This window comes from Fictibacillus halophilus (assembly GCF_042680145.1).
Lineage (GTDB): Bacteria > Bacillota > Bacilli > Bacillales > Fictibacillaceae > Fictibacillus > Fictibacillus halophilus_A.
Map to the genome: position 1 here is coordinate 2,232,174 of NZ_JBHTNQ010000001.1, position 13,814 is coordinate 2,245,987.

A 13,814-nucleotide genomic window follows, 5' to 3' on the forward strand; every position below is an offset into this window, starting at 1 on the left:
CCTTCGTGGACAAAAATCTTTTATTTGCACTGGATATCGGCACTCGCTCAGTTGTCGGTATGATATTAAAGCAGCATTCTGATGGAAAATATGAAGTTTTGCATATGAAAGTCATGGAACATGAAGAGCGTTCTATGCTGGATGGACAAATCCATCATATACCTGCAGTTGCTAAAGTTATTAAAAAAATTAAAGAACAGCTTGAAATGGAAACTGGACCGCTCCAAAAAGTTTGTGTCGCTGCTGCAGGACGAGCATTAAAAACAGTTAAAGGCAGATCAGAAAGAGACATATCAACAGTTGCTGTATCAATGCAAGAAGAAGTTATACATATGGAGCTTGCTGCCGTTCAGCATGCCCAGTTCCAGCTGGCTAGCATGCTGGATGAAAAATCTAATCACATCTACGATTGTGTAGGATATTCGGTTCTTCATTATTACCTGGATGATCAAGAAATCGGAAGCTTTATCGGTCAGCAAGGTTTAACAGCTTCAGTAGAGGTCATCGCAACTTTTCTCCCAAGAGTGGTTGTAGAATCCTTAATTAGAGCTTTACGAGAAGCAGATCTTGAGATGGAAGCTTTAACACTTGAGCCTATTGCAGCAATCAATGTACTGATACCCCAATCTATGAGGAAATTAAATGTGGCTCTCGTTGACATAGGGGCAGGAACATCTGATATAGCTTTAACTGCTGAAGGTACTGTTGTGGCTTATGGTATGGTTCCTGTAGCAGGGGATGAAATCACTGAAGCGATCAGCTCAGAATTTCTATTGGATTTTCCGGTAGCTGAAGAAATGAAGCGTTCCCTATACAAAAATGATTTCGTGGAATATACCGATATTTTAGGATTTTCTTCAAAGAAACCTAAATTCGAAGTTCTTGAAAAAATACACCCAGCTATTGATAATCTTGCTGAAAAAATAACGAAAGAAATTCTTCATCTGAATGCAAAACCACCACAAGCTGTCATGCTTGTCGGCGGAGGAAGTATGACACCAGGACTGCGTGAGAAAATTGCCGAAAAGCTTAATTTACCTACAGAACGTGCAGCTATCCGCGGTATTGATGCGATAACATCACTTACTTCATCCATTGAACAGACCGGTCCTGAATTTGTTACCCCTGTTGGAATTGGGATAGCAGCAAGAGAAAATCCTGTTAAATATGTAACCGTCATTGTTAACGAAAAAACGATAAGGTTATTCGAAGTGAAAAAGCTAACGATTGGGGATGCACTGATAGCTGGCGGCGCTGACCTTTCTAAGCTATATGGAAGACCTGGTATGGGGCTGATGATCAAGGTCAATGGGGAAGTAAAAATGTTTAAAGGCGGTCTTGGCACTCCACCGCAAATTATTATGAGCGGAAAGGAAGCTTCTCTTTCGCATGAAATTTTTGACGGAGCTGTTATTTCCTATAAAGCAGGTATAAATGGAGCAAATGCCTCTATTGCCACAAAAGAAGCCGTTCAAGAACATTTAATCAAAACGATCGTTATTGATGGGGAACCAACAACCATCGAAACGCAATATTATGTCAATCATCAATCTGTTACACCTGAAACTCTATTAAATGACCGTGATGAACTTATTTCTTATTTTCCTGGTACTATAGAAGAAATCCTAGAGTTAAAAGGATTGCACCTTATCGACAACAACTCTTCATTTTCTATAAAAGTTGACGGCAAGCCAATCCTTTTGTCCAGCAGTATAAATAATTCCACTTATTTAAACGGCTGCGTCATGGATAGAGGATCAAACTGGAACGATGGTGATCATCTCACTTTTGAAGCAGATAAAGACAAGAAGGTAACCTTAAAAGATTTACTTGATGTTCTTCAATTAAATCTTCTTCAATCCTGTTCGGTCACATTTAATAATGAAGAAGTATCAATGACCAGGTCTTTATTCAAGTTCTACCGTAATGGTGAGTCACTTATGGAAGATTCAGTTCTTTATCCAAATGACGAACTTAATATGGAAAAAACAAAACAGCAGCCTTTTATTTTTCAGGATATTTTTACAAAGGTTGATATTACGATTTCCCCACGGCCAGGTGAAACATTAGTCATATTAAAAAACAAAGAAAAAGCAGGCTTTCAAACAGAAATTGAAACAGGAGATGTTTTAGAATTAAAGTTCGAGGTTCTTATTTAAAGAAAAAGCGCAGCAGTCTAACTGCTACGCTTTTGTTTTTTCATTTGCCTGAGTCAATTTTTTATTTGTGATATTCCAGTGTGAATCATGCCAAACGACTGTATCATCTTCAAAAATAAGTACTTGTGGTGATTCATGCTTTACTCCTGTTTTTTCCGCAATTAGATTAGAGAGCGGTCTGGAGTCTTGAACATTTAAGTAATATAGCGTTTCTTCTTCATTTTCAGAAGCGAATTTTTGGTATTCTTTAAACGCTTCATGACTAACAGGACATGTAGTGCTGTTCTTCATAATAATGATACGTTTTTTTTGCTCCTTAACTAAATTCCAATCCTGTTCATTTTGCAGTTGAATAAGTGACATTAATAATCTACCTCCATAATAAAAAGACAAGAAAAAGAATCAGATTCTTTTTCTTATCTTTTCATATTTGTTATTTACTTATCAATATTTTTGCTCTACTAATTCTTGCTCATTTGCAGGATCATAATCTAATTGCTTTTCGTCCTGGATATCGTCTGTAATTTCACCATACAATTCGGACGCATTCTCTTCTTCTTTTGCACGCCATTTATCAATGTCTTTGCGCAGGTTGGAAGTTAAATCTTTAACTCTTGTAGCTACTTGATTCGATTGCTCGGAAACAGTACGTACAATATTTGAGGATTTCTCACGAGCTAAATGAGAAAACTCGTTACTTTTATCCTTTAAATACACAGCTTGTTCATTTAAATCACTTCGCAACTCTTTTCCTGCTTTAGGAGCAAGTAATAATGCTGCCGCCGCCCCTAACATTCCTCCAACGAGAGCACCGATCATAAAATCCTTGCTGTCAATGTTTTGATTGTTGTTATTGTTGTTGCTCATTTACACTCCTCCTCTTGAATATTGGTTTGTTGCTGAATCAACATTGGATTTTTTGAGCTTATATTTCTCCCATAAATTCAATGCTGCATTCCCCCATTGAACCGCTTGCGATATTTGCTTAGACTGCCGCTCTGTTTCTACCGTGATCTGGTCAGTAACTTTACGGACAGATTGGTTCACCTTTTGAACAGATTGACCAAAATCCTGTACTGCAGAGAAAACGTGATTTAAAGAATCAGATTTCTTTTGAACATCCTCGGCTAACTGGTTTGTTTTATGTAACAAATCGGTTGTCTCGCGCGTCACGCCGTCCAGTTGTTTTTCCAGACTTCCAAGCGTTACCGCGACATTATCGAGGGTTATTTGCAAGGACTTTAGAGCTCTTGACAAAAAATAAACGAGTACAACAAATGCTACTGCAATAATAGCTACACTGATTGAAATAATGGTTTCCATTATACGAGACACCTCCTGAAAGTATATTATTTGCTTTTCCCGAGTTTTTATCAAAGGAAACGTGTTTTATTAAGTATTCTTGGCTTAAAGCTAAATTCCTTTAATAGAACATTACAAATTGTTTAAATTAAGTTAAAATAAAGAAGATATTAAATATATATAGGGGGATTATTCAACATGAGAGATCCGCGAATTCAGCAACTCGCAAAAAACTTGATTACATACTCGGTAAACTTACAACATGGTGAGAAGGTTCTTATTGAAAACTTTGGACTGCAAAAAGAATTAGTAAATGCATTAGTACAGGAAGCATATGCTGCTGGTGGATATCCATTTGTATTACTAAAGGATCATTCAGTAATGCGTGCACAGTATACACAAGCATCTGATGAACAAATGGAGATGATTGCAAAGCACGAAGGTGAGCTAATGAGCCAGATGGATGCTTATATCGGCTTGCGTTCAGGTGACAACATCAATGAAATGTCAGATGTTCCTTCTGAAAAGATGGCACTCTATGAAAAAACAATCTTTGCAATGCACCGCAAGATTCGTATAAAGAAAACAAAATGGTGTGTTCTTCGTTATCCAAATGCATCAATGGCACAATCAGCCAGCATGAGTACTGAAGCATTTGAGGATTTCTATTTTGAAGTCTGCAACCTTGATTACGGCAAGATGGATGAAGCAATGACTGCACTAAAAGATTTAATGGATAAAACAGATAAAGTTCGTATTACGGGACCAGGAACAGACCTGTCGTTCTCTATTAAAGATATTCCATCTATCAAGTGTTCGGGACAGAACAATATTCCTGATGGAGAGGTATTTACAGCTCCTGTTAAGGATTCAGTAAACGGAACGATTTCTTATAATACTCCTTCACCTTACAATGGCTTCACATTTGAAAATGTACAATTGACTTTTGAAAATGGAAAAATTGTAAAGGCTACAGCAAACGATTCAGAGCGTATCAACAAAATCTTTGATACTGATGAAGGTTCTCGTTATGTTGGTGAATTTGCAATCGGTGTAAATCCATTTATTAAACACCCGATGAAAGATATCTTATTTGATGAGAAAATCGACGGAAGTTTCCACTTCACACCAGGTCAAGCGTATGAAGAAGCTTATAACGGAAATGAATCTAACATTCACTGGGATATGGTAATGATTCAGCGCCCTGATTACGGCGGTGGAGAAATATATTTTGATGATGTTTTAATCCGTAAAGATGGTGTTTTCGTATTGCCAGAGCTTGAACAGTTGAATCCAGAGAACTTAAAGTAATATAAATGGGACCGCCTAAAGTTAATTTAGGCGGTCTTTTCTAGTGGCTGTTTTCGAAAACTTTGTTGCTTTTGGAAGTAGTTGATTTCCGTTCCAGGTTGCTCGCTTTCCACGGGGTGTGCGGTGAGCCTCCTAGCGCTTTGCGCCGTTAGGAGGCTCACCTGTCACACTCGTCCCGTAGGAGTCTCGCACCTTGCACTCCAATCAACGTGTCAAAAAAGAGAATGGAACAAAATTATTCAAAGCAAAAAGCTTTTAGAGAAAAGTCTTTCTAATAGATAGCTGAATATTACGGTACGTGTTCTTTTATTTGTTACACGTTCGCGCAAAAACTTGTGTGTTCACGCAGAACATTGCTAGCCCCACGCCAATTGCTTTGTGTTTCACGCGTTGCCTTTAAATCTTAATCCAAAAAAAGCTGACACCATAAAGTTTTATCTTATGGGTCAGCTTCTTTTTTCTTTTATGGAGTTGCTGTAAGTGCTTCTTCGTATGCTCTTTGGAACTTTTGAATGTCACCAGCTCCCATGAACAGAAGTACACCATTATCGAATTTCTTAAGAACATCGATGGTATCTTCTGATATAAGCTCCGCATTAGGAATCTTTTCTTTAAGATTATCGATTGAGAGATTACCTGCATTTTCTCTTGCGGAACCAAATATATCACAAAGGTATACATGGTCTGCTTCGCTCAGGCTCTCTGCAAATTCATCCAGGAAAGTTTTTGTGCGGGTAAACGTATGCGGCTGGAAAATAGCAACCACTTCACGATTTTTATACTTATATTTTGTAGCTTCAATTGTAACTTTAATTTCAGTCGGATGATGTGCATAGTCGTCAATCAAGATTTGATCGCCAACTGCCTTTTCTGAAAATCTGCGCTTCACACCTGCAAAGCTCTTTAACTGCTCTTTAATAATATCCATTGGCAGTGTTTCGTAATGACAAATCGCGATAACTGCTAATGCATTCAATACATTATGAGTTCCGTATCCAGGAATCTGGAACGTACCATAAAAGGTATTGCGCACAAATACATCAAAAGTCGTACCTTCATCTCCGCGTTGAATGTTTTTAGCCTGAAAATCATTATGATCTTCAAATCCGTAAAATACAACGGGAACTTGAGCATGTATTTGTTGAAGATTTGCATCATCTCCGCATGCGATAATCGCTTTTTTCACTTGCATCGCCATCTGTTGGAATGCGCTGATTACATCGTTCAAGTCAGAAAAGTAATCAGGGTGATCAAAGTCGATGTTTGTAATGATTGCATAGTCAGGTTCATATGAAAGAAAATGTCTTCGGTATTCACACGATTCAAACACAAAGTATTCACTGTCCATGCTGCCTTTTCCGGTTCCATCTCCAATTAGGAAAGAAGTAGGCTTTGCTGCTCCTACTACATGTGCAAGCAGTCCTGTCGTTGAAGTTTTTCCGTGTGAACCTGTAACGGCGATAGAAGTGAAGTTAGAAAGAAATTCACCAAGAAAATGATGATACCTGTGGATCGGTATATTCTTTTCATTTGCAGCTTGAATTTCTTCATGCTGCTCCCCAAATGCATTACCTGCAATAATGGTCTGACCCTCTTGAATGTTATTTTTGTCAAACGGTAAAACAGGAATATTTCTCTCTTCCAGCGCTGACTGCGTAAAAATGTATTGAGTAATATCAGATCCTTGTACATCATGACCCATGTCATGAAGGATTTGTGCCAACGGGCTCATTCCTGTCCCTTTAATTCCAATAAAATGGTATTGTGTCATGTAAAGCCCTCCACAAAAAGAACACCTTCTAAAAGGCCTATTTGTATTATTATATGCCTGATTACTTGAATGGTTATATCTTACAAATCACAGGCTGATTCAAATACTTGAACCATTATAGCAAAAATAAAGTTTCATCACCATGATAGACAGATGATAAGATTCTAATAGTCCGATATTAAAAGAATACCTTCCTATAACTTCACCAAAAAAATGAATATTTAATCCAAACCTATTCTACACGTTCAAGTCTTGGATTATGTCGATAGATTCTTCCTGCTTTTGCTTGATGATTGTCATGCATTAGGACATTGTCGCCTGTAAATCCAATATTGATCTTTAATAGATTACTGCCTACACCATAAATATCTACTGGAACCTTTTGCTCTTCAAATTGTTCGATTCTTTCTTTTTTGAATCCGCCGCTTACAACGATTTTCACATGCTGAAAGCCTTCTTCATCCAGAGCTTTACGAAGTGCAAATATTAACTCGGGGTTAACGCCTCTTGGATCAAAAGAACCAAGCACGTCTGGGTTTCTAAAAAAGTATTGGTCGACCATCGTACGGGAAGTATCAACCCTTACCCCTTTTAGCGTTTCCCCAAACTCTCTCGCTACCTTTAGAGCATCTGTAATTACATCGTTGTTGTAATCGACAAGTGAGATAAGATCGTCTTCCGGATATTTTGCATGGTATGCTTTAGTAGCTTCAACAATATCGCCATTAAAAATTTGTATAAGAGCATGAGGCATAGTACCCATACCTTTTTTGCCCCACCATTCGTTCATAGCATGTGTAGCTTGTGCAGTTGAGCCACCAATATAGGAAGCATATCCATCACCAGCCTGCTGAGCAAAGTGATCATCTCTGTCACCCATAAAAATTACAGGCTTTTGGATACCGGATTTGCTCGCAGCTTTAACTACATTATAAACATTCGTAGCTACCGACGTTCTTCTGGCTAGGATTCCATCAATCATCCCTTCGAGAAAGCCAAAATTCTGATAGGGTCCTTTAATAGTGAGCACTGTTTCAAAAGGAGAAATTTTATCGCCATCTTTCAGCGAATAGATTTCTAAGGAGTCAGGATCTTTAGCGAACGTCTTTATAAGAGCGATTGCCTCATCTGAACCGCATAATACAGCCTCGCTTTTTTGAAAAAATTGCATGGTTACCACATTATCAGGTTTAAACGATTCTACTATTTCACATGTTTTAAGAAAATAAACAGCAGAGAACCATCCCTCTCCGATCCGTTCATCAAATTTAAATGTTTTATTCGTCAGCCGCTTAATTTTTCCCTGCAGCTTTAATTCTATTTCTTTCATCTATTTACTCCTCATGACTTTTTCATGGTTAATAACAGAAGGGAACTATTCCCCACACTATAATAGCCGACAAGTCCCAATAACTCAAGAAAATCATTTATGATGGGCTTCTTCATTGGATGCAGAACATTCACCGGAAAATAGAAAAACTGGCGGATTGTCCGCCAGTTTAATCTGTCTATAAGACTCTTTTCTATGATCTTTTTGCGAAAACACTTCGTTGACAAGTTGATTGGAGCGCAAGGTGCGAGACTCCTGCGGGATTAGCGGGACAGGTGAGACCCCGTCAGCGCGAAGCGATAGGGAGGCTCACCGCACGCCCCGCGGAAAGCGAGCATCCTGGAGCGGAAATCAACTACTTCCAATAACAACAAAGTTTGCAAAATCAGCCATCTTTAATCTACTTGACTGTATAAACGATTCTCTAATTCCTCTTGTGTAAGAAGGACATGTCTTGGTTTGCTTCCCATCGTTTCAGAAACTAATCCGAAGCTCTCCATCATATCAACAAGTCTTGCTGCTCGGTTATAGCCGATTCTAAACCTGCGCTGCAGACTGGAAGAAGACGCTGCCCCTACTTCAATCACATAGTAGCATGCTTCTTCAAAAAGCTCATCTTCAACCTCCGTCGTTTGCTGATGCTGAATCAGTTCCTCACGTGTAAATAGATAATCTGTTTTATATTCTTCTTTCACATATCGCGTTACTTCCTCGATCTCTTCATCCGAAACGAAGGTACCTTGAATACGGACTGCTTTATTCGATCCGTTTTCCATAAATAGCATATCACCGCGGCCTAATAAACGTTCAGCACCGCTCATATCTAAAATCGTTCGTGAATCAATAGCAGATGATACTGCAAATGCTGTTCGTGTCGGCACATTCGCTTTGATCAAACCAGTAATAACATCAACTGATGGCCGCTGAGTCGCGAGAAGCAGATGAATACCGCAAGCTCTAGCCTTTTGGGCAATTCGGCAGATGGCTTCTTCTACTTCCTGTGGAGAAACCATCATTAGATCAGCAAGCTCATCAATGACAACTACAATATAAGGCATCTTGTTCTGATAGAGTCGCTCCTGCTCCATCTTTTCGTTATAGCGTTTGATCTCTCTGACACCGGTTTTAGCAAACTCTTCGTAACGTCTTTCCATTTCTTCAACAGCCCATTTCAAAGCGGCAGTTGCTTCTTTTGCATCGGTTATAACCGGTGTAACAAGATGAGGAATATGATTGTAAGGTGCAAGTTCAACCATTTTAGGGTCAACGAGCAGCAGCCTTACTTCATCTGGTTTCGCTTTATATAACAAGCTTACTAAAATCGAGTTAATGCAGACACTCTTTCCTGAGCCTGTGGCACCTGCAATCAAACCGTGCGGCATCTTTTGCAGATCTGTTACAACAGGAGCTCCAGAAATATCAAGACCTAAAGCAACTGTTAAAGACGAAGCTGAGTCTCTGAACACCTCATGTTCAATAATTTCACGTAAGAATACCGCCCTGCTATGCTGATTCGGCACTTCAATACCTATTGCGTTTTTACCAGGTATTGGCGCTTCAATACGGATATCCCTTGCAGCAAGACTTAACTTAATGTCATCCGTTAAATTCGTAATCTTGTTAACCTTGACTCCCGGTGCCGGCTGAACTTCAAATCTAGTTACAGCGGGCCCTTTCGTCATGTGAACAACTTTTGCATTCACATTAAAATTATCCAAGGTTGACTGAAGAGTATGTTTTTGTTCATTCAGCCAAATATCATCGTCTTCTAGTGAAACAGCCGCCTTATTTAAAAATGATAATGGAACAAATAGCTGCTTGTTCTCATTTACCGCTCTTTCTGGTCTTGTATGAAATTCAGGTGGTTGAGTTCTCACTGTTGTTTGTTCTTTTTTAAGCTGGGACACGCTTGTTTGTCTGTCCTTTTTAAGCATCAGCACATTAAAAGGAACATACTGTCCGCCGCTTCTTGGTGTTTCACGTTTTATAACTGCAGCTGATTCTTTTTGTACTGGTCTCTCTTGTTCGATTCTTTCTTGCTGAACTGGTCCAGCTTCAGTAGAAGAAAACTCATTTAAGCCATTTATTTTTTCTTCCTGCTGAACTGGCTCTTCAAAGATCACTGGCACTTCTTCCTGATGGAAAACTTGTGTTTTCTCAGTAATCATTTCTTGTTCTTGTTCTAATTCCACTAGAGGTTCTAATTCTACTCCTCGGGTTTCTTGAACAATTAGTTCTTGATCCACAAAATCTTCATCAGGAGTTACAGGATCCAATACAGCACTTTCTCTAATTTCTTCTGAAACAGAAACAATTTCTTCAGGTGCTGCAGGAAGTGCTTCATCTACTGATTTCAAAAGTTCTTCCGCAATCGAGTTCTTTGGCGGTATGTCTCTGCCAATAAATAAAATCCCTTCAGGTTTCCGCTTTCCATAGCCATAGACAGGTGAGGGCACATCAGTAGGAGTAAACCTTGATTTTACCTCTGAAACCGAATCTTTTGCATCGTTTGTTGGCTTTTGTGAGTTTTTATTCTTCTCAAAACCATAAACCGGCGATGGAACGTGTGTAGCTTTAAAAGCAGGACGTTTTGGTTCTTGTCTCATTTGACTAGAAGTCGAAGAGGGTGATCTTCGGCTTTCGCTTCGAGCCGCTCTTTCTTCTCTGCGCACTACCTGCTCTTTTTCAAAACTGTTTTCTCTTGGCTGATATGTATTTCGCTGGACTGGAGCTTTTTGACTTGTTTTTTCATCAGGTATGACCGGGAACCGGAAAGGACCGTTCTCAGGATACTTATGCAGCATTTTGGCAGAATGCTGATTGTTCGGTTGAACAGGCTTTCTCCCGCTGTTTTTAAAAGCTGGTGTTCTGACCGGCTTATGCGTTGGAGTGCCTTTGACATCTGCAGGCTGTTTTTTTACAGACTGCTCTTCTTTTTCATATAAGGATTCATCCTCATTATCATCATCAAAAAATGTATTCATTAATTTTTTTATCCAACTCATTTTCTCACCTATTTCTGTTGGTTGTTTCTTTATTGTAGCGAAAATAGAAGAGAAACAATAGTATAAATATTTATTTGAGCACATACGCCCTAAAAAGAAGAATAAAAACCACTAGAATGTTCTAGCGGCTTTTATTTAGCAACATACATTTACTGATTACTCGTTCGTTTCATCTTCTACCGGCTTATTTTTCGCTAAAATAAAGACTGGTTCAAGTTCTTTATTCTCATAGATAAATGGTAAAGCAGTTACTGGTACGCGGCCATTCATGAAAAATTGCATAGCCATTTGCGCCAATATGTCATACCCCTGCTTATTTTGAATATCAGCAAGAATTAATACATCCTGATGAGGTACAGCTACAGCCATCTCACCCGATATACGCTTCTTCATATCTTCTAAGAAACTTATATTCAGAATCCTGCTCGCATCATACCCATCATTATGATTTAAGAAGAAAAAAGTATTTCCGGCTACCTGGTCCTGCTTATAGTCTGTTGACAGCCGCTTCACATTAAATCTTGCAGCATCAACAACCTGAGACTCCTCTAAATTTAATTCCCTCATCTTATGATTCGTCAAAAGTTTATAAGTTTTGCCTAGGTCTAAAGCATAATAAATTCTGGTTTCTGCAGTGTGTTCCTGATAGAAGAGCTTTTCACCCTCTGGTGTTTCAGCAGGAAATGATGCTGACCGGATAACAGGAAAAATACGTGAAAGAGACTCTTCATCAGCAGATAGACGAGCGGCTTTTAAGCCTTCCTCAACATAATAGACGAGCTCCTCTAAAAGCTGATCTTTTTCTTTATCCCATTTCGCACTAAGTCCGCCTAAAGAAAGAGAAACCCCTTTACCTGTTTGCGTATCTTGTACTCTCAACGTTTCTTCTTCTCTCATATACGTAATTTCTCGTTCAGGATTTGAGAGTTTTTGTTCCAATGCCTTTTTTAATTTAATCGTATTGCTCAAACCGACCGCCTCCTTTCGTTAAATGAAAAAGTATATTAACGTGAAAAACCTCCAAAAGGAGGTTTTCATTTAGTTGCTGCTATCTTCTTTATATTCTACTACTACTTCAGTTCCTAGTCCGCCGCGTGCATTCCAGTTCCCAGTAACTTTTAAATATTTAGGTTTTAAAAGTTCTACCAAATCCTCTTTAATGCGGTTGGTTGCATGTTCTTGATAGATTCCTACGTTTCTGTAAGATGTTAAATAATATTTTAAAGACTTCATCTCAACTAAATCTTTGTTCGGAATATAGCTGATAATAATATCTGCAAAATCCGGAAGTCCTGACCATGGACATACAGAAGTAAATTCTGTTGTCGGAATCGTAACCATTGTTTCTTTACCTGCATATTCGAATGGAATCGTTTCTAAGATATCTACTAAAATAACGTTCTCATCTTGTATATCAAAACGAATCCCTTCATATTTACTGTGATTTACCTCAACTTTTGCCATACTGAAATACTTCCCTTCAATTATAAAAATCGCTATATCGCTATTATAACATACCCTTTTATCCTATTTGTTTTGGATATTTAATTCCTCTAAAAAGGCTGTGATCTGCTCTTTTGTTTTTCTCTCTTTATTCACATACCGGCCGATCTCATGTCCGTCTTTAAATGCTACAAAACTAGGAATTCCGAAGATATCCAGCTCCTGGCATAATTCGATTAGTTCATCCCGGTCTGCATAGACAAAGTTATAGTTTGAATATTCTTCCTCTAGCTCAGGAAGGATTGGTTTAATAACAACACAATCCGGGCACCAATCTGCAGAGAAAACAGCTACAGTTACACCAGATTTTATCGTTTCACGAAATTGTTCGATTGATTTAATATTCTCCATTTTTAGCAGCTCCTTATTGATTCAGTTTCATATCACCGAATTTTATCCGGCCAGTCTTTCTCAGCCACTCTGATAACAGCAGACTAATTATTATAGGGCCTGCAAAATGCAAAATAAATATAGCAAGAAATGTTTCAAAGGTAAAGCCCATAGTCCTGAGTGTCATAATCTGACCAACCAGTCCGCTTGTCCCCATCCCAGCGCCAGCTGGAATATTTTCCATTTTAAAATACATCGTTCCTATCGGAGCCAGGATTATCCCTGCAATTGTTGGAGGAATTAGGATGTAAGGATTTTTCACGACATTTGGAAACTGAAGCTTGGATGTGCCGATCCCTTGTGTTAACCAGCCTCCAAAGCCATTTTCCCTATAACTGCTCGTGGCAAAGCCAATCATTTGCGCAGCACAGCCGATTGTTGCGGCACCAGCTGCAATACCTTCGAGTCCTAACATCATTGCGATAGCCGCAGATGAGATGGGCCCTGTTAAAGCAAGACCTAATAATAAAGCAACTAATATTCCCATTATTAAAGGTCTTTGCTCAGTAGACCACATAACCAGCTGTCCAAATGTTTTCATGAATTGATCGATGCCCGGTCCTACAAAAGCAGCCACACTATAACCGGTTAAAATGGTTACAGCAGGAGTGACTAATATATCAAACTTGGTTTCACCCGATACTATTTTTCCAATCTCAACCGCGATTAGAGCAGCTGCAAAACAGCCTGCAACACTTCCAAGTTCAGCCCCTGCTGCCCCTGCAATTCCAGCTGAAAAGAGGACAAGAGGTGGTGCCTTTAATCCATAAGCAACCGCCGTACCAATAACTGGTCCCATTAATGTCATAGCTAATTGTCCCATTTTAACAAAAAACGGAATAGACAGCTGCTCCCCTATGGTTTTAAAAATCAGTCCAACGATAAGGGAAGCCATCAACCCAAGAGCGAAATATTGAAAGCCTGTAATGAAATAAACCTTTGGAGACAAACTTATCCCTTTTTTATGTAAAAAATCCCGCATGATTTTACTCCTTTAATTCTAGTTTAAAAACATAACACTATCACATTATATCTTGTTTCAC

The 13,814-nt window shown here is 38.8% G+C and carries 13 protein-coding genes; 2 read left to right on the forward strand and 11 right to left on the reverse strand.

The features are described 5' to 3' along the window. The first annotated feature begins 5 nt into the window (after positions 1-5). Positions 6-2,159, forward strand: a complete 2,154-nt coding sequence (locus ACFQ4X_RS11465) for a cell division protein FtsA (RefSeq protein ID WP_379835243.1) — start codon at positions 6-8, stop codon at positions 2,157-2,159. Positions 2,160-2,183: 24 nt separating this feature from the next. Here ACFQ4X_RS11465 and ytxJ read toward each other — a convergent pair whose 3' ends face one another. The 3 genes from ytxJ to ACFQ4X_RS11480 all read right to left on the reverse strand — a co-directional run bounded on the left by ytxJ (position 2,184) and on the right by ACFQ4X_RS11480 (position 3,482). After that, entirely contained in the window at positions 2,184-2,522 is a 339-nt protein-coding gene (gene ytxJ, locus ACFQ4X_RS11470; RefSeq protein WP_379835245.1) for a bacillithiol system redox-active protein YtxJ, read from the reverse strand. 81 nt (positions 2,523-2,603) lie between these two features. After that, positions 2,604-3,026 (reverse strand): YtxH domain-containing protein, encoded by a 423-nt coding sequence (locus ACFQ4X_RS11475; RefSeq protein WP_379835247.1) that lies wholly within the window; start codon positions 3,024-3,026, stop codon positions 2,604-2,606. Next, the gene (locus ACFQ4X_RS11480) at positions 3,027-3,482 is read right to left on the reverse strand and encodes a DUF948 domain-containing protein (protein WP_066291735.1); all 456 of its coding nucleotides are present in this window, start codon (positions 3,480-3,482) and stop codon (positions 3,027-3,029) included. A gap of 177 nt (positions 3,483-3,659) precedes the next feature. On the opposite strand from ACFQ4X_RS11480, the gene ACFQ4X_RS11485 reads away from it, so the two are divergent. Continuing rightward, positions 3,660-4,772, forward strand: a complete 1,113-nt coding sequence (locus tag ACFQ4X_RS11485; protein WP_379835248.1) for an aminopeptidase — start codon at positions 3,660-3,662, stop codon at positions 4,770-4,772. Positions 4,773-5,235: 463 nt separating this feature from the next. Here ACFQ4X_RS11485 and murC read toward each other — a convergent pair whose 3' ends face one another. From murC to ACFQ4X_RS11525, 8 genes are all read right to left on the reverse strand, one after another. Continuing rightward, the gene (murC, locus tag ACFQ4X_RS11490) at positions 5,236-6,543 is read right to left on the reverse strand and encodes a UDP-N-acetylmuramate--L-alanine ligase (protein WP_379835250.1); all 1,308 of its coding nucleotides are present in this window, start codon (positions 6,541-6,543) and stop codon (positions 5,236-5,238) included. A gap of 232 nt (positions 6,544-6,775) precedes the next feature. Then, positions 6,776-7,873 carry a nicotinate phosphoribosyltransferase gene (locus tag ACFQ4X_RS11495; protein WP_379835252.1) on the reverse strand — a complete coding sequence of 366 codons (1,098 nt, stop codon included), beginning with the start codon at positions 7,871-7,873 and terminating at the stop codon, positions 6,776-6,778. A 93-nt stretch (positions 7,874-7,966) separates the two neighbouring features. Then, positions 7,967-8,116, reverse strand: coding sequence for a hypothetical protein (locus ACFQ4X_RS11500; protein ID WP_379835254.1), 150 nt, complete (start codon positions 8,114-8,116; stop codon positions 7,967-7,969). 152 nt (positions 8,117-8,268) lie between these two features. Continuing rightward, complete coding sequence (locus tag ACFQ4X_RS11505; RefSeq protein ID WP_379835255.1) at positions 8,269-10,878, reverse strand: DNA translocase FtsK; 2,610 nt, start codon at positions 10,876-10,878, stop codon at positions 8,269-8,271. Between the two features lie 156 nt (positions 10,879-11,034). Beyond that, a complete protein-coding gene (locus ACFQ4X_RS11510) occupies positions 11,035-11,847 on the reverse strand; it encodes a DUF1444 family protein (protein WP_379835257.1) in 813 nt (270 codons plus the stop codon). A 69-nt stretch (positions 11,848-11,916) separates the two neighbouring features. Further along, entirely contained in the window at positions 11,917-12,342 is a 426-nt protein-coding gene (queF, locus tag ACFQ4X_RS11515) for a preQ(1) synthase (protein ID WP_066291750.1), read from the reverse strand. A 63-nt stretch (positions 12,343-12,405) separates the two neighbouring features. Beyond that, the gene (locus ACFQ4X_RS11520) at positions 12,406-12,732 is read right to left on the reverse strand and encodes a thioredoxin family protein (protein WP_379835259.1); all 327 of its coding nucleotides are present in this window, start codon (positions 12,730-12,732) and stop codon (positions 12,406-12,408) included. Between the two features lie 13 nt (positions 12,733-12,745). Further along, entirely contained in the window at positions 12,746-13,753 is a 1,008-nt protein-coding gene (locus ACFQ4X_RS11525) for a PTS transporter subunit IIC (RefSeq protein WP_379835261.1), read from the reverse strand. Between the last annotated feature and the right edge of the window lie 61 nt (positions 13,754-13,814).

Coding starts and splice junctions, on each gene's coding strand:
- ACFQ4X_RS11480 (WP_066291735.1), bottom strand. CDS start 3,482: ATGGAAACCATTATTTCAATCAGTGTAGCTATTATTGCAGTAGCATTT.
- murC (WP_379835250.1), bottom strand. CDS start 6,543: ATGACACAATACCATTTTATTGGAATTAAAGGGACAGGAATGAGCCCG.
- ytxJ (WP_379835245.1), bottom strand. CDS start 2,522: ATGTCACTTATTCAACTGCAAAATGAACAGGATTGGAATTTAGTTAAG.
- queF (WP_066291750.1), bottom strand. CDS start 12,342: ATGGCAAAAGTTGAGGTAAATCACAGTAAATATGAAGGGATTCGTTTT.
- ACFQ4X_RS11525 (WP_379835261.1), bottom strand. CDS start 13,753: ATGCGGGATTTTTTACATAAAAAAGGGATAAGTTTGTCTCCAAAGGTT.
- ACFQ4X_RS11520 (WP_379835259.1), bottom strand. CDS start 12,732: ATGGAGAATATTAAATCAATCGAACAATTTCGTGAAACGATAAAATCT.
- ACFQ4X_RS11495 (WP_379835252.1), bottom strand. CDS start 7,873: ATGAAAGAAATAGAATTAAAGCTGCAGGGAAAAATTAAGCGGCTGACG.
- ACFQ4X_RS11505 (WP_379835255.1), bottom strand. CDS start 10,878: ATGAGTTGGATAAAAAAATTAATGAATACATTTTTTGATGATGATAAT.
- ACFQ4X_RS11485 (WP_379835248.1), top strand. CDS start 3,660: ATGAGAGATCCGCGAATTCAGCAACTCGCAAAAAACTTGATTACATAC.
- ACFQ4X_RS11475 (WP_379835247.1), bottom strand. CDS start 3,026: ATGAGCAACAACAATAACAACAATCAAAACATTGACAGCAAGGATTTT.